The sequence below is a fragment of the Enterobacter cloacae complex sp. P6RS genome, assembly GCF_014982245.1.
Taxonomy (GTDB): domain Bacteria; phylum Pseudomonadota; class Gammaproteobacteria; order Enterobacterales; family Enterobacteriaceae; genus Enterobacter; species Enterobacter bugandensis.
In genome coordinates this window covers 152,918-170,839 of record NZ_JADCLB010000004.1, presented here as the reverse complement: position 1 = coordinate 170,839, position 17,922 = coordinate 152,918, and the positions used below count along the sequence as shown (strand labels likewise).

Genomic DNA, 17,922 nt, shown 5'->3' with positions numbered 1-17,922 from the left:
AGGAATGAAAGTAACACTGCCAGAGTTTGAACGTGCTGGAGTAATGGTTGTCGGGGATGTGATGCTGGATCGATACTGGTATGGGCCGACCAGCCGCATCTCTCCTGAAGCGCCGGTACCGGTGGTTAAGGTCGACACCATTGAAGAGCGTCCCGGCGGCGCGGCAAACGTGGCGATGAACATAGCCTCGCTGGGCGCGCACTCGCGTCTGGTGGGCCTGACCGGCATTGACGATGCGGCGCGTGCGCTGAGCAAGTCGCTGGCGGACGTGAACGTGAAGTGCGACTTCGTTTCTGTTCCGACGCACCCAACCATCACCAAGCTGCGCGTGCTGTCGCGTAACCAGCAGCTGATCCGCCTCGATTTCGAAGAAGGGTTCGAAGGCGTTGATCCCGAGCCGCTGCACGAGCGCATTAACCAGGCGCTGGGCAACATCGGCGCGCTGGTGCTGTCTGACTACGCCAAAGGCGCGCTGGCGAGCGTGCAAACGATGATTCAGCTGGCGCGTAAAGCCAGCGTACCGGTGCTGATCGACCCGAAAGGCACCGATTTTGAGCGCTATCGCGGCGCAACCCTGCTGACGCCAAACCTTTCTGAGTTCGAAGCGGTGGCGGGCAAGTGCAAAACGGAAGAAGAACTGGTTGAGCGCGGCATGAAGATCATTGCTGACTTTGAGCTGTCCGCGCTGCTGGTCACCCGCTCCGAGCAGGGGATGACGCTACTGCAGCCGGGCAAGGCGCCGCTGCATATGCCAACCCAGGCGCAGGAAGTGTACGACGTGACCGGTGCCGGTGATACGGTGATCGGCGTGCTGGCGGCGACGCTGGCCGCGGGTAACTCTCTGGAAGAGGCGTGCTACTTCGCAAACGCCGCGGCGGGCGTGGTCGTCGGTAAATTGGGTACTTCAACCGTTTCGCCCATCGAGCTGGAAAACGCGGTGCGCGGGCGTGCTGATACCGGTTTTGGCGTCATGACCGAAGACGAGCTGAAGGTGGCCGTTGCCGCCGCGCGCAAGCGCGGTGAAAAAGTGGTGATGACCAACGGCGTGTTTGACATCCTGCACGCGGGCCACGTGTCGTATCTGGCGAATGCGCGCAAGCTGGGCGATCGCCTCATTGTGGCAGTGAACAGCGATGCGTCGACCAAACGCCTGAAGGGCGAAACGCGCCCGGTGAACCCGCTCGAGCAACGTATGATTGTGCTTGGCGCGCTGGAAGCGGTGGACTGGGTGGTGTCGTTTGAAGAAGATACCCCGCAGCGCCTGATTGCCGGGATCCTGCCAGACCTGCTGGTGAAGGGCGGCGATTACAAGCCAGAGCAAATCGCAGGCAGCGAAGAGGTCTGGGCCAACGGCGGTGAGGTGATGGTGCTCAATTTTGAGGACGGGTGTTCAACCACCAACATCATCAAGAAGATCCAGAAAGACAGTCAGTAAAAAACGGGCCAGTTGGCCCGTTTTTTTTCACCCTCTCCCTGTGGGAGAGGGCATCAGGCCGCACTTACTCCTGATCGTCCACCGGCGGAATGGCCGGTGCTGGCTTCACTTCTTCCGGCGCATTGCGGTTTTCCAGCTCGCTCAGACGCTGTTCCAGCAGCGCCAGCTTCTCGCGGGTGCGCAGCAAGACCTGGGTCTGCACGTCAAACTCTTCGCGGCTGACTAAATCAAGGCGAACCAACTGCGCCTGCAGCGTCTGGCGGATTTTCTTCTCAACGTCATCACCAAATTCACGAATGCCCTTTGGCATGGACTCATGAACCTGACGCGCGATCTGCTCAATTTTTTTCGGGTCAATCATAATGGCTTCCCTTGATAAGTCGGTGTTGATGAACATTGTAGCGCGTCATGACCCAGGATAAAGCAGATTTGTTTGAAGCTTATGCATTGCCCAGGTTAATCAATAGCGTTATAGTTATCTCGCTTATTCTCAGGGCGGGGCGAAATTCCCCACCGGCGGTAAATCAGCTTAGCGCTGAAAGCCCGCGAGCGCTTTGGGTGAATTCTCAAAGGTCAGCAGATCCGGTGTAATTCCGGGGCCGACGGTTAGAGTCCGGATGGGAGAGAGTAACGATCCAGTCGGGCATGGGCCCGCTCACGTTATCTTTTTGCCGCTTATACGGCGCTCCTAAGACTGCCCTGATTCTGGTAACCATAATGTTAATGAGGTTTTTTTTACCATGAATCAGACGCTACTTTCCTCTTTTGGCACTTCAACTCAACGTGTTGAACATGCACTGGATGCACTGCGCGAAGGCCGCGGTGTGATGGTGCTTGACGATGAAAACCGTGAAAACGAAGGCGACATGATTTTCGCCGCCGAAAACATGACCGTTGAACAGATGGCGCTGACCATCCGTCACGGCAGCGGCATCGTATGCCTGTGTATTACCGAAGATCGTCGTAAGCAGCTTGATCTGCCGATGATGGTTGAGAACAACACCAGCGCCTTTGGTACCGGCTTTACCGTGACCATCGAAGCGGCGCATGGCGTAACCACCGGTGTGTCTGCGGCTGACCGTCTGACCACCGTGCGTGCCGCCATTGCTGACGATGCGAAACCCTCCGATCTGCACCGTCCGGGCCACGTCTTCCCGCTGCGCGCACAGGCGGGCGGCGTGCTGACCCGTGGCGGTCATACCGAAGCGACTATCGACCTGGTGACACTGGCGGGCTTCAAGCCTGCGGGCGTGCTGTGTGAACTGACTAACGATGACGGCACCATGGCCCGCGCGCCAGAGTGCATCACCTTTGCGCGCCTGCACAACATGCCGGTTGTCACAATTGAAGATCTGGTGGAATACCGTCAGGCGCACGAGCGCAAGGCCAGCTGAGACCGCTGATGTGAAAAAGCCGGGGAAACCCGGCTTTTTTTGTCGCTAGTGGTAGTTAATTTTAAACAGCACCACGGTTTCAAACGGTCCGGACTGGATCGCTTTTCCCTCATCCCACGACAGCTCTGCCGTGTACTTTTGCTCATACTGCAACGTACTCCCGGTGAAGTCGGCATACTCCTGATAGTGGTTGAAGGTAAACGGATCCGTTCCGTTCAGAATACGCAGTTTTAGCCCGTTGCCAATCAACAGCGCCGTATCGTCAGCGCTGAGCTTTTCGTTCGTGTAGAATGACGAGTCCATTTTGAATCCATCAGAGCACTGCGCGTCCTGCACCTTGGTGGTTTTAACCGTAAATTCACGAACGCGCGTTTTCTGGTTCACAATGTCGCGAGCGCTGAAGGTGCCAAAATCGATCTCCTGGTTTTCAGGGTAGATGCTGAAGGTTGCCCCGCAGTCCAGAACGGTAATGTTTTGCAAGCCGTTGATGTGATACTTCAGGTTTTTCGCGTCGGCCATCTGGTTGACCCCGCCTTTACCGTCAAACTGCACCACGATGTAATCGCCGAGCGAACTCACGTAGCCGTGAGGCGGAATCGCCTTAATTTTTACAAACAGGCGAAAGCGGGCAATTAACGTGCGTGTGGTATGGACGTCATCCGGGTTACCGGAGCAGATCAGGTTTTCCCAGCCCATCTGCCGGATCTGAGCCGGGGTATAGATGAGGATGTTCTTGTTATCGAGACACTGGCGGGTATCCACGCCATTCGGCTGGCCCGTGGCATCGTAGTCCACACCTTCGTAGGTTACGCCAAGCTCATAGTAAGGGTCCGTTGCGGCCGGGTAAGGGTTGACCCAGGCGTAAACGTCTTCCGGCTGAAAGCCGCTGGTGACGTTGTGATCGCAGGTAACCGGGATTTTAATGTCATCTGATTCCCAGATTTTCTGCCCCACCTGCGCGTTGCTGGGGATAGCAAAGGGCGAGATGGTTTTTGTCTCTTCAACCGGCCCGCCTGAAGCACCAAGATAGCAGTCCAGCGCCAGCGCTTCTCTTACGGGCAGAGCGGATATCAGCAGCAGGAACAGCAGATTAGCGAGCTTGCGCATTTTTATCGACCTTATGCTCGCTGAGCGTACATTTCGCCGTGCCTGAACATTGCGCGTCGACCTTTTTCAGCGCACCGTAATCATCGATGTAGCCGATGCTGTAGTAGCTGCCGTGATAGTCACCGGTAGAGGTTGTTGCCGTCGCAAACGGGGCGATCATCAGGCTGTCAAAACCGGGCAGCATGGTTTTCGCATTTTTGCTCAGCCACGCCAGCGTGATGTAATAAGGCGTAGGGTTATGCACGGTGAGCCCTTTCGCGTTTGCGGTGACTTCCATACGCATTTCTGCCTGATCGCCTGCCTTTTTGGCGATCGCTTTGGGACGCCAGAACAGTTTGATCCTGCTCTGCATCGCGACCTGCATTACGCTGCGTTCCTCGCTCGCGCTGGAACTTTTCGGCGGCACCTCGCGCAGGTTGAAATAAAACAGTGATTCCCGGTCTTTCGGCAACCGGGCGGTCGCGGCCTGCTTCACAATCCGGACCTGAGACGAGGCGCCCGCTTCAAGACGTTGGATCGGCGGAAGCGCCATAAAATGGCTGTCCTCCTTGCGTCCGTTTTCATCTTCTATCCAGGAGAGCGCCAGATAAGGCAACGTTTTGCTCTGATTATCAATCTTGAGGCTGCTGGCCTTATCGCTTTCCGGAAACACAATGCGGGTGCGGTCCAGGTTAACGGCAGCGTGGGTGGTAAATGCGGTGCCGATTAACATCAGGCACAGGCTGGTAAAAGAGGTGAGTTTCATCATGGTTTCTTACTGACATGGCAGTATCAACTGCATACTGTTTTCAAGGTGTGAAGGCAGCGAGAAGCGACACTGCTGATTGTCACCCCACGTTACCCGGAATTGTTGTTCAGGCTCTACCGCACCCAGCCAGACGTGGCCTTCGTCGGCGACCATGCCGATTTGCTGGTCACTTTCCAGTAGATGAACAATCGCGCCCAGCGGCGGGGTGCCGGCTGGCGTACGTAGAATGCCGGCAATATCGTTGCCTGCGCGCGTCGCAATCTGGCGATAGCCAATCGCCCCCTCGGTCCAGGTGGTGGTCGTAATGCGGTTGTCCACATCGACGCCGTCAGGCAGGTTATCCAGATTGACCTGTACGCTGGCGGGAGAGTAACTGGAAACCGACGGTAAAACGCCGATACCAAAGCGGTTGGTTTCATCCCGCGACATGTTCAGCGGAATGTTGCCGACGCCGTCGGTGCTGACCATCACGCGCGGTTCGTTACCGTAGCTGCGACGGTGCAGCGCCGCGCCTTTGGCCGTTGAGGTAAACGAGCCATTCCAGCTGGCGCTCAGGGAGTTATATTCATCAGCTTTATAACTTCCGGAGATATTCAGATCGCCAAACGGTGAATAATGCTGATAGTTACCGCTCATCTGTGCGCCCGCGTCCGCGTGTTCACTCTCCGTCCCCGCGGAGACGCCCCAGGTATTATTGCGATCGGACGTGTCGTACCAGGAGACATTTTGGCTCAGGCTATCGCTGTTGTGCAGATCGTAACTGAGACGATGATCCGGATCGATCGGTACGCTCAGGGAAAGATAAAACTGCGTATCGTCGTCTTCATCTTCGTAATGCGTTTTGCTCCAGGAGAGGGTGACGCCGAGGTTTTTCCAGCGTCCCAGATCAAAGTTATAGCCTGCGGTAATGCTTCCCGTCGTGGACGGGGCTTCATTCCACCAGGTCTGACGCAGTACGTTGACGTAGAGGTTGAGCGATAACGGGCTGATGTACTGGCTGGCCGTTACGCTCAACGTCTGCTTTTCTGTCTGACGATCGTTGTCGTCATAATCAAGGAAGCGGGCATAGCTCAGGAACTTCCGATCGGAGTAGCGGTAGCTGGCAAGCGTAAGCTGGCTGCCGGTGGTATCGAAACGCTTACTGTAGTTAAAACGATAGCTGTAACCCGTCTGGCTATCCTGGAAGGGGAGCTGGCTGGTGGCCTGCGTGACGTCAAAAGAGAGGGCACCCAGATGCGCCATATTTTGCCCGATCCCGGCGGCAACGGAACGGTAATGATCCCCGTCGGCAAGCGTCCCGCCATAGAGCGAGGTGTTTGACAGCATTCCCCATGAGAATTCACCGCTCATAAAACCGGTGTCTTCGACGTCATGAGAGGCGTCTTTACGCGCTTTACCCGCCGCCAGCTTGTAGCGAACCTGCCCTTTACGCGTTAAAAAAGGCACCGATTCCGCCGAGACCTGGAAGGTGCTGACGCGCCCGTCTTCCTCCGTCACTTTTACGTCCAGCGTCCCCTGAACGGACTGGTTAAGATCCTGAATAACAAAGGGGCCAGGCGGAACTTTACTTTGATAAATTACGCGATCGGCCAGGCTGACGGTGACGGTCGCGTTGGTTTGCGCGATACCGGTAATTTGTGGCGCATAGCCACGCAGCGACCAGGGGAGCATGCGCTCATCGCTGATCAGGGAGGCGCCGGTATAGGTAAAAGCGTCAAAGATTGAGGACTGGAAGTCCGTTTCACCCAGCGTCAGCTTAGCACCAAGTGAAGGAAGAGGGCGGAACATGTAGACGCGCGAAAAGCGTCCGTCATGATCCGAACCTGCATCGGTATGCGTTTGGCTGTACTGATAATCACTGCGCAGGCGCCATGCGCCCATATTCGCGCCCGCCGTGCCATAGGTGTTGGCGTTGTTGGTGCTGCTGCCGTCGCTGGGCTGATAGTGGCTGGCGAACAGGTTGTAATCCAGAATCACGCCCGGTACGCCATTGTCCCATGTTGCGGGTGGCATCCAGTCGGCGGCGCGGTACTGCAACCATGCCTGGGGTACGGTGACCTTCAGCGTCTGGGTCGCTTGTTCAAAATTAAAGGTGATATCCGGTCTGGAGGAAAAGTCGACGCATCCCTCTTTTTCGGGTAAGGCGTCGCGGACTTCCTCTTTCAGGGCAAACGTATCCGCCAGTTCAGGAGGAATACACACCTGTACCGTGTTATTTACCTCTTTCCAGCTAAGCTGCCAGCCGTTAGCCAGCGGTGTGTCGTTAATTGATACGGTAACAAAATAGCTGCCAGGGGTAACCGCTATTTCATTTTTAAAAAGGGAGAGATCAACGCTACTCCGCTGGTCTTTATCAATGGCATTGATATTAAACTCGGTGGCAGAGGCAATCTTCGTCATTAACAGGGACGCAATGATGATTTTAGATTGTAATTTATATGTCATCATCCTGTTACCAAAATAATATCACATACCGGCTGGCAAATAATGCCAGCCGGTTTTATCGTGATGCATTGCCTTATTTGTACATCAGCACATAGTTGGCAGTCGCTTCAACCTGACCCGCTGTGGCAGTTTTACCCTGAGCAACTTCCATTAATGCTTTGAAGTGCAGAGTCTGAGTGGTGGAACCCGCCAGCAGATCGACCGTTTGAGCCGAACCCAGGGTGATGTTGGCTTCGTTGTTGTCCAGCAGACGAACACCGACGTTCTGAGCACCGCTTGCATAGGTGTTGCTCATCAGGCTGGTGTCAGTAGCGTCAGTTGCTGCGCTGGTGAAGGTCACGTCAACTTTGGTCACTGGCGTATCCGTTTCGTCCGCCGGATCGTCAAGCTGGCAGTTCTCCAGATTGATATCAACCGGAACAGCGGTAGACTTTTTGTTAGCGTTGATCACGGCAGTGGTAACTTCACCGAGGTCCACTTCTTTATCAACGCTGTCTGGTGCAATGCTGCACGGTGCATCAATGACCACGCCTTTGAATTTGATTTTGCCGGAACCCTGGTCATCAGCAAAAGCAGAACCCGAAACGATGGCAGCCATCGCAACCGCTAACAATACTTTTTTACCCATATACATGAAAATATCCTTTTTCAATTGAATTCATAATCTGAATATTAATTTTCAGAATACTCGTAAAGTATAACGGGATGAGGGAGGCTTTTACGATTAATGAGGCTTAAAGATATTTTTAGAGGAGGTTAATATATAATTTATTACTATCGTAACCGGTTAATATTTCATGCAGCAGCGGTTTTTTAAGCGCAATTTAATTGGGGAATATTGCACTTAAAAATATCCATAAAAACTCTTGATTTTCCAATTGTAAATACAGAGCCGCAGACAGTGTAAAATGCAACGGCTGTGCTGGGGCGCATCAAAGAATTGCCCTCATCGATGAGGGCATCCGTGTCAGCCTATACCTGCCGTTTGCAGCAGAACCAGGCTTAACCCCATCACCGACATGCCGCACAGCACGCCGTAGCTGGGATTATTGTTAGGATCGATCTCTTTCGCCAGCGGCATCAGCTCATCTACGGAGAGCGCAACCATAATCCCGGCCACGGCAGCCATAATCGCCGCCATCACGACAGGGGAGACGAGGCTTCCAAGGATCAGCCACGCCAGCACGCCGCCGAGAATTTCGGCCATCCCGGAAATCCCCGCCCAGAAGACGGCTGTACGTTTTGAACCCGTTGCGGCATAAACCGGCCCGGCCACGGCAAGTCCTTCAGGAATATTGTGTAAGGCTACCGCCAGCGCGACACCAAATCCCATTTCCAGATTACTGCTGGCCGTGACATACGTGGCGACACCTTCCGGGAAGTTGTGCAGGCTGATTCCCAGCGTCAGCAGGATCGCCGTGCGCTTGATGTTGCCGGGGATTGGAGTAACGCTTTTTTGCATCAAATCCTGAGGGTGGGCGTGGGGCAGCATACGGTCGAGCGCAAAATAGCCCAGCAGGCCGACGATGAACATGCCGTAGCCCAGAACCGGAGACATGCCCTCGGTGTGAAGCGCTGCTGGCAGCATCTCCATCAGCGAGATAAGCAGCATGATCCCAGCGGCGAAGCCCAGCGAGAACGCCAGAAGACGATTAGACGGTTTTTGCCCGAGCACGCCGAGGAACGCACCGATAAAGGTCGCGGCACCCGCAAGCACGGTCAAAATTAAGGGTACTGACATGCACTCTCCTTAAGCGATATCTTACGTTCAAATTTCCTGATGATGATCTTCACGGTTATCTGCGTTTATCTTCACCTGAATGCGCGTAATGTAGAACCATCAAATTGACACCTTCTCTAAGGATACCACCATGTCTTCTTCTCGTATGCCTGCACTGTTTTTAGGCCACGGCAGCCCAATGAACGTTCTGGAAGACAACGTTTATACCCGCGCCTGGCGTCATCTGGGGGAGACATTGCCGCGTCCGAAGGCGATTGTGGTGGTGTCTGCGCACTGGTTTACCCGTGGTACCGGCGTGACGGCCATGGAAACGCCTAAAACCATTCATGATTTCGGCGGCTTCCCGCAGGTGCTGTATGATACGCATTATCCGGCTCCCGGCTCGCCTGCGCTGGCACAGCGGCTGGTAGAGTTGCTCGCACCTGTTCCAGTGACGCTGGATAAAGAAGCCTGGGGATTTGACCACGGCTCGTGGGGCGTACTGATTAAGATGTACCCTGATGCAGATATTCCGATGGTGCAGTTAAGCATCGACAGCACTAAACCGGCGGCCTGGCATCTGGAAATGGGCCGCAAACTGGCGACCCTGCGTGATGAGGGCATCATGCTGGTGGCAAGCGGCAACGTGGTGCATAACCTGCGTACGGCGCGCTGGCACGGTGAGAACACGCCATATCCGTGGGCGAGCGCTTTTAACGCCTACGTCAAAGCGAACCTGACCTGGCAAGGCCCGGTTGAGAAGCATCCGTTAGTGAACTATCTGGATCACGAAGGCGGTTCGCTCTCTAACCCGACGCCGGAACACTTCCTGCCGCTGCTGTATGTGTTAGGTGCATGGGACGGTCAGGAGCCGGTTACCATTCCGGTTGACGGCATTGAGATGGGCAGTTTGAGTATGCTGTCGGTGCAGGTGGGGTAAAAACATGCCCGGTAAGCGTAGCGCCACCGGGCAAGTTTTATTCAACAAAAATATGCGGATAGAACCGTGACAGATCCTGCGTAATCAACGCGCGATCTTCGCGAATACCAATCCCGGCAGGTTGATCATTAATAAGCCAGCTGCCGATCAGCGTATAGCTGTCGCCAAATTTCGGCAGTTGATAAAACTCCTGGACAATCATCCCTTCTTCACCGTATGGCCCTTCAACCGCTTCCAGCGTTTTACCGTTTTCGATAATGGAGACGTTCGCGCCTTCGCGGGAAAAGATAGGCTTAACGACGTATTTCTCCATCGACGGGAACTCATCTTCGGCAAAGTAAGCTGGCAACAGGTTAGGGTGGTTCGGGAACATCTCCCACAGCATCGGCAGCAGGGCTTTGTTGGAGATAATGCTCTTCCACGCCGGTTCCAGCCAGCGCACGCCCGCGTCTTCCAGCTTGGTGGAGAACATTTCACGCAGCATGTATTCCCACGGATAGAGCTTGAACAGGTTGCTGATCACCTGATCCTGCATATCCGTAAACTGACCTTTTTCACCCAGGCCGATATCCTCGATATAGAGGAATTCAGTCGCCACTTCCGCTTCGGCCGCGCAGTCCTGCAGATACTGAACCGTGCCCCTGTCTTCTTCCGTGTCGCGACAGCAGGCAAGATGCAGCAGATTGAAGCCAAACTGCTCCCGCAGTTCGGCGAAACGCTCAATCAGCTTTTCCTGCAGGCTGTTGAACTGGTCGCTACCTTCCGGCAGGTTTCCGGCGTTCATCTGATCTTCCAGCCAAATCCACTGGAAGAATGCCGCTTCGTAAAGAGAGGTCGGCGTATCCGCGTTGTTTTCTAAAAGCTTCGGCTCACCCACGCCGTCCCACGCCAGATCGAGGCGAGAGTAAAGCGAAGGCTGATTCGTTTTCCACGACTGACGGACGAAACTCCAGGTGTGCTTCGGAATACGGAATTTAGTCATCAGCTCGTCGCTGTCGATGACTTTATCCACTACCTTCAGGCACATGTGGTGCAGCTCGGCCGTCACCTCTTCCAGTTTTTCCACCTGGTCGAGCGTCAGTTTGTAGTAAGCATCTTCACACCAGTACGGCTCGCCGTACATGGTGTGGAAGTTAAAACCGTATTCAGTGGCTTTTTCGCGCCAGTCCGGGCGCTCGGTAATAGCGACTCGTTCCATGATCAGCCGCCCATTGAGCGAGTGGAAGTGCCTGTTGCACTACGCTGCATGCTGGTCTGTTTCGCCACAGACTCACCGAACCCACCGCGGGTGATGGTGCTGGTGGTCGCAGGCTTCGGCGCCATCGCGGTTTTCGGGACTGTCACGGTGCGGCCCGGGGTCGCTGCGCCATAGCCTTTGCCGCTGGCATCGGTATATTGACCATAAGCCGGGCTGGCCGGGTTTTTCGAGCTAAACAGCGGTTGCTGCTGATAGCCCGCACCGCCGCCCATCAGGCGGCCCATCATGTAGCCTGCCATTAATGGCATCCAGAAGCTGCCGCTGGACTGCGCCTGCGCCTGATTTTCCGGCGCAGTACCTGCCTGAGCTGGCGTCTGCTGACACTGTCCTTCACCAAATTCCGCCACGCAGTCTTCGCGTGAGGCGTATTTCGGCGCGGTGCGTTCCGCTTCTTTCAGGGCGTTGGTGTAGGCGGTTTTACATTCTGCTGCCTGGCCGGTTGCGGCGGAGCAGTCGTCCGCGTTTTGATACAGCGAAACCGTTTCGTCGTTTTTCTCACAGCCTGCCAGCATAAAGACCGCGGTTACTGCCAGCGCAACAGGGGTGAGATGACGTGCGTTCCAGCTTTTGCGGAACGACGCGTGATTGATCGTTTTTGTCCGTTTCATGTTTGTCTTCCAGGACCCAGTGGTAATAACGCTCAGGATAGTGGATGAGTGGTTGAAAATGAAGCGAAGAGGGGCGGAATCAGGGGGATCTTTACGTTGGCTTACGTTCGGGTGTGATTCAGCTGCGCCCTCTCCCGGTGAGAGAGGGCGTGATAACACTCTTAGTTACGGAACGGGTTAGAACCGCTGCTTGCAGGTGCCGTGCTACGCGCGGCCGCTGGCTGTGCGGCAGGGGCGCTGCCGTTAGCGTTGAAGTTATCAACGGCGGCAACCTGCTCCGGGTTCTCCGGCGCAACGCTGTCCGGCGAGGTAGAGACCGGCTTGCCCAGCGCGCTGTTCAGCATCTGCAGGTCTTGCTCGTTCAGCGTACCCAGAGCCTGCTTAATGTTCAGCTGGTTAATCAGGTACTGATAACGCGCGCTGGAGAGCTGCTGTTTCGCGTTGTACAGCGTGGTGGTCGCGTCGAGCACGTCAACGATAGTACGTGTACCGACCGAGTAACCCGCTTCCATCGCGTCCAGGGAGCTCTGTGCAGACACAACGGCCTGTTTATAGGCGTTGATGCTACTGATAGACGCGTTCACGTTGTTGAAGGACGAACGCACGGTCTGCACCACGTTGCGGTGCGCGCTTTCCAGCTGCTCGCTCGCGCCAACAAAGTTGTACTGCGCCTGTTTCACCTGAGAGTTGACCTGACCGCCCTGGTACAGTGGCAGAGAGAAGCTCAGGCCCACTTTGTTCTGACCCATATTGCTGTCGTCATACTGGGCAGAATTGGTTTTAGAGCCGCTGTAGGTCGTGTCAGAAACGCCGGTGGACGCGCTCAGGCTCAGGGTTGGCAGATGGCCGTCCTGCGCCTGACGAATTTGCTCGCGGGCCAGGTCCTGGCTCAGACGCGCCTGCAGCAACGTCAGGTTGCGGTTTTCCGCCTCTTTCAGCAGGGCGTTAACGGCCTGCGGCTTATCCGTTTTGAAGCTGTCGACGTTCAGGGAAGCCAGCTCAGGATAGTAATTCCCGGTCACCTGGCGCAGGGATTCCAGCGCGTTGTCGAGGTTGTTACGCGCGGTCACTTCGTTGGCCAGCACGGTGTCGTACTGTGAACGGGCGTTCTGCACGTCGGTGATCGCCACCAGACCCACGTTGAAGCGCTGGGTGGTTTGATCCAACTGGCGGTAGATCGCCTGTTTCTGCGCTTCGGTGTAGGAGAGCGCATCAATGGCGCTCAGCACGTTGAAGTACGCGGTGGCAGTATTCAGGATCAGCGTTTGCTGGTCGGTCTGATAGGTCACATCCTGGATGCCCGCGCTCTTTTCCTGCAGGGTCAGGGCGCGCCATTTGGACATATCAAACAGCGTCTGTGTTAATTGCAGTGAGGCGCTGGTAGCATTGGAGTTAACGCCGTTAGCGTCGCGGAAACCGTTGCTGTAGGTATAATCTGCACCTAAACCTAACTGCGGCAGCAGTGGGCTACGCGCTTCGTTAATCTTTTCAAACGCAGCATCACGATCGGCCGCTGATTTACGTAAATCAGGGTTGCCCAGACGTGCCTGCTGGTAGACCTGTAACAGGTTTTCCGCCTGGCTCATTGCACTGAAGCCCGTCAGGCTCAGGCCGATAAGGATGGGGAGCAATTTCTTCATTTGCATTCCTTGTTGTGAAGCAGTATTAGCGCTGATCTAATTAAAAAATAATTGCCGATTCTAACAGAATCATCCACACCAAAAGGTTGGCGTTACGTGCCATCTGGCGGTAATTTGCACCAATCTACCATATAGCCTTACAAACGGCAGCCAAACAGCCTTGAAATTCATAATTTCATCACCATTGCTACCAGGACTCGACTCATGCAAAAACCAGAAAAGTTGCCCGTGACATTCGCCAAAAACGATGTAGAAATTATTGCACGAGAAACGCTTTATAGCGGTTTTTTTTCGATGGATCTTTACCGTTTCAGGCATCGCCTGTTCAACGGTGAAATGAGCGGCGAAATCAGACGTGAAATTTTTGAGCGCGGGCATGCGGCTGTCTTGCTACCCTTTGACCCAGTGCGTGACGAAGTCGTCCTGGTGGAGCAGATCCGCATTGCCGCGTATGACACCAGTGAAAGCCCGTGGCTGCTGGAGATGGTGGCAGGGATGATCGAAGAGGGCGAGTCGGTTGAAGACGTCGCCCGTCGCGAGGCGCTGGAAGAGGCCGGGCTGGTGGTAGGCCGCACAAAACCGGTGTTGAGCTATCTGGCGAGTCCGGGTGGCACCAGCGAACGCTTATCCATTATGGTGGGCGAAGTGGACGCCACGACCGCAGAAGGTATTCACGGTCTGGCTGATGAAAACGAAGATATTCGGGTTCATGTGGTGAGCCGGGAACAGGCTTATCAGTGGGTAGAAGAGGGGAAAATCGACAACGCAGCGTCTGTCATCGCCCTGCAATGGCTGCAGCTGCATTATCAGACATTACGAAATGAGTGGAAAAAATGAAGCGCTATACGCCTGACTTCCCAGAAATGATGCGCCTGTGCGAAACCAATTTCGCACAGCTGCGCCGCCTGCTGCCGAGAAACGACGCACCCGGCGAAACGGTAAGCTATCAGGTGAGCAACGCGCAGTATCGGTTAACGATAACAGAATCAACGCGCTACACTACGCTGGTGGAAATAGAACAAACAGCGCCCAGCATCAGCTACTGGAGCCTGCCGTCAATGACGGTGCGTCTCTATCATGACGCGATGGTCGCTGAAGTGTGTTCAAGTCAGCAGATCTTTCGCTTCAAGGCGCGGTATGATTATCCGAATAAAAAGTTGCATCAACGCGACGAAAAGCATCAAATTAACCAGTTTTTAGCCGACTGGCTAAGATATTGTTTAGCACATGGAGCAATGGCGATTCCGGTTTGTTAGCGTCATAAACCTACCTAAGGACACCATTTGGAAAGCCTGTTGAACCTGACTGTTGCTGGTGGGGCGCCAGTCAGGATATTACAAATCACCGATACCCACCTTTTTGCCGAAAAGCATGAAACTTTGCTGGGGGTTAATACCTGGGAGAGTTATCAGGCGGTACTGAGCGCCATTCACGCTGAACATCGCGACTGCGACCTGATTGTCGCAACGGGCGATCTGGCGCAGGACCAGTCCTCCGCGGCCTACCAGCATTTTGCTGAAGGCATCGCGAGCTTTAGCGTGCCTTGCGTCTGGCTGCCCGGAAACCACGATTTCCAGCCCGCAATGTACAGCTCCCTTCAGGATGCGGGGATTTCTCCGGCGAAATGCGTATTTGCGGGTGAACAGTGGCAGATCCTGCTGCTGGACAGCCAGGTATTTGGCGTCCCGCACGGTGAATTAAGCGAGTTTCAACTCGACTGGCTGGAGACCAAACTGGCTGCCGAACCTGAACGTCATACGCTGCTGTTGCTCCATCATCATCCGCTGCCGGCGGGCTGCAGCTGGCTGGATCAGCACAGCCTGCGTAACTCCGCGGCGCTGGATAGCGTACTGGCGAAATATCCGCGCGTGAAACACCTGCTGTGCGGACACATCCATCAGGAACAGGATCTCGACTGGAACGGACGCCGCATGCTGGCGACGCCGTCAACCTGTGTGCAGTTTAAGCCGCACTGCGCCAACTTTACGCTGGATACCATCGCGCCAGGCTGGCGCTGGCTGGAACTGCATGCCGACGGCACGCTGACCACGGAAGTCTGCCGTCTGGCAGGCGCAGAGTTCCGCCCGGATACCGCTTCAGAAGGCTACTGATGTCTACGCTCCTTTATCTGCACGGATTCAACAGCTCGCCGCGCTCCGCAAAAGCGACGCAGTTTCGCCAGTGGCTGAGCGAGCATCACCCCCACGTTGAGATGATTATCCCGCAGCTGCCGCCGTACCCGGCGGAGGCGGCGGAAATGCTCGAATCGATAGTGCTTGAACACGGCGGTGAATCCTTTGGCGTAGTCGGCTCATCGCTGGGCGGGTACTATGCCACCTGGCTCTCACAATGCTTTATGCTGCCCGCCGTTGTGGTTAATCCGGCGGTACGGCCATTTGAGCTGCTGAGGGACTTTCTTGGCGAAAACGAGAACCCCTACACCGGGCAGCAATATGTGCTAGAGTCACGCCATATTTACGATCTCAAAGTTATGCAGGTCGACCCGCTTGAAGCGCCGGATCTCATCTGGCTGCTGCAGCAGACGGGTGATGAAGTGCTGGATTACCGCCAGGCAGTGGCGTATTACGCCTCCTGCCGCCAGACTATAGAAGAGGGCGGAAACCATGCTTTCACGGGCTTTGAGGATCATTTCACCCAGATTGTCGATTTTCTTGGACTGCACAGCCACTGACAATCAATGCGAATTGCTAGTTTAAATCATGACGCAAACCTATAACGCTGATGCCATTGAGGTACTCACCGGGCTTGAGCCGGTTCGCCGCCGCCCGGGGATGTATACCGATACGACGCGCCCGAACCATCTGGGCCAGGAAGTTATTGATAACAGTGTGGACGAAGCGCTGGCGGGCCATGCCAAGCGCGTTGACGTCATCCTGCACGCCGATCAGTCGCTGGAGGTCATCGACGACGGTCGCGGCATGCCGGTGGACATCCACCCGGAAGAGGGCGTGCCTGCCGTTGAGCTGATTCTCTGCCGACTGCACGCGGGCGGTAAGTTCTCCAACAAGAACTATCAGTTCTCCGGTGGTCTGCACGGCGTGGGGATTTCCGTGGTGAACGCCCTGTCCAAACGCGTGGAAGTGAACGTCCGTCGCGACGGTCAGGTGTACAACATCGCGTTTGAAAACGGCGAGAAGGTGCAGGATCTGCAGGTTGTCGGCACGTGCGCTAAACGCAACACCGGCACAAGCGTCCACTTCTGGCCTGACGAAAGCTTCTTCGACAGCCCGCGCTTTTCCGTTTCTCGTCTGACGCACCTGCTGAAAGCCAAAGCGGTACTGTGCCCGGGCGTGGAAATTACCTTTAAAGATCACGTCAACAACACCGAGCAGACCTGGTGCTACGCCGATGGCCTGAACGACTACCTGTGCGAAGCGGTAAACGGCCTGCCGACGCTGCCGGAAAAACCGTTTGTCGGTAACTTTAGCGGTGATACCGAAGCGGTGGACTGGGCGTTGCTGTGGCTGCCGGAAGGCGGCGAGCTGCTGACCGAAAGCTACGTCAACCTGATCCCAACCATGCTCGGCGGTACCCACGTCAACGGCCTGCGTCAGGGACTGCTGGACGCGATGCGTGAGTTCTGCGAATACCGCAACATTCTGCCGCGCGGCGTGAAGCTCTCGGCGGAAGATATCTGGGACCGCTGCGCCTACGTGCTCTCCGTGAAGATGCAGGATCCGCAGTTTGCCGGTCAGACCAAAGAACGTCTGTCATCGCGCCAGTGCGCGGCGTTCGTCTCCGGCGTGGTGAAAGATGCGTTTACCCTGTGGCTGAACCAGAACGTTCAGGCGGCTGAGATGCTGGCTGAAATGGCCATCTCCAGCGCCCAGCGTCGTCTGCGTGCCGCGAAGAAAGTGGTGCGTAAAAAGCTGACCAGCGGCCCTGCGCTGCCGGGCAAGCTGGCGGACTGCACCGCGCAGGATCTCAACCGCACCGAGCTGTTCCTCGTGGAAGGGGATTCGGCGGGTGGGTCGGCCAAACAGGCGCGCGATCGTGAATATCAGGCGATCATGCCACTCAAGGGTAAGATCCTGAACACCTGGGAAGTCTCTTCAGACGAAGTGCTGGCCTCGCAGGAAGTGCACGACATCTCCGTTGCGATCGGCATCGATCCGGACAGCGAGGATCTGAGCCAGCTGCGCTACGGCAAGATCTGCATTCTCGCGGATGCGGACTCCGATGGTCTGCACATCGCCACGCTGCTGTGCGCGCTGTTTGTGAAGCACTTCCGCACGCTGGTGAAAAACGGTCACGTTCACGTGGCGCTGCCGCCGCTCTACCGTATCGACCTCGGCAAAGAGGTGTACTACGCGCTGACGGAAGAAGAGAAGGCGGGCGTGCTGGAGCAGCTTAAGCGTAAGAAGGGCAAACCAAATGTGCAGCGCTTTAAAGGGCTGGGCGAAATGAACCCGATGCAGCTGCGCGAAACGACGCTGGATCCGAACACGCGCCGCCTGGTGCAGCTGACGATCAGCGACGAAGACGAACAGCAAACCAACGCCGTGATGGATATGCTCCTCGCCAAGAAACGTTCGGAAGACCGACGTAACTGGCTGCAGGAGAAAGGGGATATGGCGGATATTGAGGCCTGATGCCCTCACCCTAA

General features: G+C 55.6%; 17 protein-coding genes and 1 riboswitch. Of the genes, 8 read left to right on the top strand and 9 right to left on the bottom strand.

Annotated features, from left to right (window positions below):
• Nucleotides 1–4: 4 nt before the first annotated feature.
• Nucleotides 5–1,435 (top strand): bifunctional D-glycero-beta-D-manno-heptose-7-phosphate kinase/D-glycero-beta-D-manno-heptose 1-phosphate adenylyltransferase HldE, encoded by a 1,431-nt coding sequence (hldE, locus tag INF73_RS03095; RefSeq protein WP_003862540.1) that lies wholly within the window; start codon nucleotides 5–7, stop codon nucleotides 1,433–1,435.
• 64 nt (nucleotides 1,436–1,499) lie between these two features.
• Here hldE and ubiK read toward each other — a convergent pair whose 3' ends face one another.
• On the bottom strand, nucleotides 1,500–1,796 hold the full coding sequence (gene ubiK, locus INF73_RS03090) for a ubiquinone biosynthesis accessory factor UbiK (RefSeq protein ID WP_028014454.1): 297 nt from the start codon (nucleotides 1,794–1,796) through the stop codon (nucleotides 1,500–1,502).
• Between the two features lie 121 nt (nucleotides 1,797–1,917).
• A riboswitch (FMN riboswitch) is annotated at nucleotides 1,918–2,068 on the top strand.
• 107 nt (nucleotides 2,069–2,175) lie between these two features.
• Between ubiK and ribB the strand changes: the two genes are divergently transcribed.
• Entirely contained in the window at nucleotides 2,176–2,829 is a 654-nt protein-coding gene (gene ribB, locus INF73_RS03085) for a 3,4-dihydroxy-2-butanone-4-phosphate synthase (protein WP_028014453.1), read from the top strand.
• Between the two features lie 45 nt (nucleotides 2,830–2,874).
• Here the strand turns inward: ribB and INF73_RS03080 are convergent, their stop codons facing one another.
• From INF73_RS03080 to zupT, 5 genes are all read right to left on the bottom strand, one after another.
• Entirely contained in the window at nucleotides 2,875–3,936 is a 1,062-nt protein-coding gene (locus tag INF73_RS03080) for a fimbrial protein (RefSeq protein WP_193540960.1), read from the bottom strand.
• A complete protein-coding gene (locus INF73_RS03075; protein ID WP_028014451.1) occupies nucleotides 3,920–4,681 on the bottom strand; it encodes a molecular chaperone in 762 nt (253 codons plus the stop codon). Before INF73_RS03075 ends, INF73_RS03080 begins: the two co-directional genes overlap by 17 nt.
• Nucleotides 4,682–4,690: 9 nt before the next feature.
• The gene (locus tag INF73_RS03070; RefSeq protein WP_192971924.1) at nucleotides 4,691–7,129 is read right to left on the bottom strand and encodes a fimbria/pilus outer membrane usher protein; all 2,439 of its coding nucleotides are present in this window, start codon (nucleotides 7,127–7,129) and stop codon (nucleotides 4,691–4,693) included.
• Nucleotides 7,130–7,202: 73 nt separating this feature from the next.
• Nucleotides 7,203–7,763 (bottom strand): fimbrial protein, encoded by a 561-nt coding sequence (locus INF73_RS03065; RefSeq protein ID WP_045261131.1) that lies wholly within the window; start codon nucleotides 7,761–7,763, stop codon nucleotides 7,203–7,205.
• A gap of 333 nt (nucleotides 7,764–8,096) precedes the next feature.
• A complete protein-coding gene (gene zupT, locus INF73_RS03060; protein WP_028014448.1) occupies nucleotides 8,097–8,870 on the bottom strand; it encodes a zinc transporter ZupT in 774 nt (257 codons plus the stop codon).
• Nucleotides 8,871–9,000: 130 nt separating this feature from the next.
• Here zupT and ygiD point away from each other — a divergent pair, with 130 nt between their 5' ends.
• Nucleotides 9,001–9,789, top strand: coding sequence for a 4,5-DOPA dioxygenase extradiol (gene ygiD, locus INF73_RS03055; RefSeq protein ID WP_193540958.1), 789 nt, complete (start codon nucleotides 9,001–9,003; stop codon nucleotides 9,787–9,789).
• A gap of 37 nt (nucleotides 9,790–9,826) precedes the next feature.
• Here ygiD and INF73_RS03050 read toward each other — a convergent pair whose 3' ends face one another.
• The 3 genes from INF73_RS03050 to tolC all read right to left on the bottom strand — a co-directional run bounded on the left by INF73_RS03050 (nucleotide 9,827) and on the right by tolC (nucleotide 13,295).
• Nucleotides 9,827–10,987, bottom strand: a complete 1,161-nt coding sequence (locus tag INF73_RS03050) for a glutathionylspermidine synthase family protein (RefSeq protein ID WP_193540956.1) — start codon at nucleotides 10,985–10,987, stop codon at nucleotides 9,827–9,829.
• Between the two features lie 2 nt (nucleotides 10,988–10,989).
• Nucleotides 10,990–11,655 carry a DUF1190 family protein gene (locus INF73_RS03045; RefSeq protein ID WP_028014445.1) on the bottom strand — a complete coding sequence of 222 codons (666 nt, stop codon included), beginning with the start codon at nucleotides 11,653–11,655 and terminating at the stop codon, nucleotides 10,990–10,992.
• A 161-nt stretch (nucleotides 11,656–11,816) separates the two neighbouring features.
• Nucleotides 11,817–13,295, bottom strand: coding sequence for an outer membrane channel protein TolC (tolC, locus tag INF73_RS03040; protein ID WP_028014444.1), 1,479 nt, complete (start codon nucleotides 13,293–13,295; stop codon nucleotides 11,817–11,819).
• A 204-nt stretch (nucleotides 13,296–13,499) separates the two neighbouring features.
• On the opposite strand from tolC, the gene nudF reads away from it, so the two are divergent.
• Genes nudF through parE form a run of 5 tightly spaced genes read left to right on the top strand, consistent with a single transcriptional unit; the run spans nucleotide 13,500 to nucleotide 17,908 of the window.
• Complete coding sequence (gene nudF, locus INF73_RS03035) at nucleotides 13,500–14,132, top strand: ADP-ribose diphosphatase (protein WP_028014443.1); 633 nt, start codon at nucleotides 13,500–13,502, stop codon at nucleotides 14,130–14,132.
• On the top strand, nucleotides 14,129–14,551 hold the full coding sequence (locus INF73_RS03030; RefSeq protein WP_003862516.1) for a DUF1249 family protein: 423 nt from the start codon (nucleotides 14,129–14,131) through the stop codon (nucleotides 14,549–14,551). Before nudF ends, INF73_RS03030 begins: the two co-directional genes overlap by 4 nt.
• A gap of 27 nt (nucleotides 14,552–14,578) precedes the next feature.
• Nucleotides 14,579–15,406, top strand: coding sequence for a 3',5'-cyclic-AMP phosphodiesterase (gene cpdA / locus INF73_RS03025; RefSeq protein WP_028014441.1), 828 nt, complete (start codon nucleotides 14,579–14,581; stop codon nucleotides 15,404–15,406).
• Complete coding sequence (gene yqiA / locus INF73_RS03020; protein ID WP_041908103.1) at nucleotides 15,406–15,987, top strand: esterase YqiA; 582 nt, start codon at nucleotides 15,406–15,408, stop codon at nucleotides 15,985–15,987. The genes cpdA and yqiA overlap by 1 nt, the downstream gene beginning before the upstream one ends.
• A gap of 28 nt (nucleotides 15,988–16,015) precedes the next feature.
• The gene (parE, locus tag INF73_RS03015) at nucleotides 16,016–17,908 is read left to right on the top strand and encodes a DNA topoisomerase IV subunit B (protein WP_028014439.1); all 1,893 of its coding nucleotides are present in this window, start codon (nucleotides 16,016–16,018) and stop codon (nucleotides 17,906–17,908) included.
• Nucleotides 17,909–17,922 lie beyond the last annotated feature (14 nt).

What these genes read in the sequence shown, in the direction of transcription:
- hldE (WP_003862540.1), top strand. Translation starts at nt 5, where the DNA reads ATGAAAGTAACACTGCCAGAGTTTGAACGTGCTGGAGTAATGGTTGTC.
- ubiK (WP_028014454.1), bottom strand. Translation starts at nt 1,796, where the DNA reads ATGATTGACCCGAAAAAAATTGAGCAGATCGCGCGTCAGGTTCATGAG.
- ribB (WP_028014453.1), top strand. Translation starts at nt 2,176, where the DNA reads ATGAATCAGACGCTACTTTCCTCTTTTGGCACTTCAACTCAACGTGTT.
- INF73_RS03080 (WP_193540960.1), bottom strand. Translation starts at nt 3,936, where the DNA reads ATGCGCAAGCTCGCTAATCTGCTGTTCCTGCTGCTGATATCCGCTCTG.
- INF73_RS03075 (WP_028014451.1), bottom strand. Translation starts at nt 4,681, where the DNA reads ATGAAACTCACCTCTTTTACCAGCCTGTGCCTGATGTTAATCGGCACC.
- INF73_RS03070 (WP_192971924.1), bottom strand. Translation starts at nt 7,129, where the DNA reads ATGACATATAAATTACAATCTAAAATCATCATTGCGTCCCTGTTAATG.
- INF73_RS03065 (WP_045261131.1), bottom strand. Translation starts at nt 7,763, where the DNA reads ATGTATATGGGTAAAAAAGTATTGTTAGCGGTTGCGATGGCTGCCATC.
- zupT (WP_028014448.1), bottom strand. Translation starts at nt 8,870, where the DNA reads ATGTCAGTACCCTTAATTTTGACCGTGCTTGCGGGTGCCGCGACCTTT.
- ygiD (WP_193540958.1), top strand. Translation starts at nt 9,001, where the DNA reads ATGTCTTCTTCTCGTATGCCTGCACTGTTTTTAGGCCACGGCAGCCCA.
- INF73_RS03050 (WP_193540956.1), bottom strand. Translation starts at nt 10,987, where the DNA reads ATGGAACGAGTCGCTATTACCGAGCGCCCGGACTGGCGCGAAAAAGCC.
- INF73_RS03045 (WP_028014445.1), bottom strand. Translation starts at nt 11,655, where the DNA reads ATGAAACGGACAAAAACGATCAATCACGCGTCGTTCCGCAAAAGCTGG.
- tolC (WP_028014444.1), bottom strand. Translation starts at nt 13,295, where the DNA reads ATGAAGAAATTGCTCCCCATCCTTATCGGCCTGAGCCTGACGGGCTTC.
- nudF (WP_028014443.1), top strand. Translation starts at nt 13,500, where the DNA reads ATGCAAAAACCAGAAAAGTTGCCCGTGACATTCGCCAAAAACGATGTA.
- INF73_RS03030 (WP_003862516.1), top strand. Translation starts at nt 14,129, where the DNA reads ATGAAGCGCTATACGCCTGACTTCCCAGAAATGATGCGCCTGTGCGAA.
- yqiA (WP_041908103.1), top strand. Translation starts at nt 15,406, where the DNA reads ATGTCTACGCTCCTTTATCTGCACGGATTCAACAGCTCGCCGCGCTCC.
- parE (WP_028014439.1), top strand. Translation starts at nt 16,016, where the DNA reads ATGACGCAAACCTATAACGCTGATGCCATTGAGGTACTCACCGGGCTT.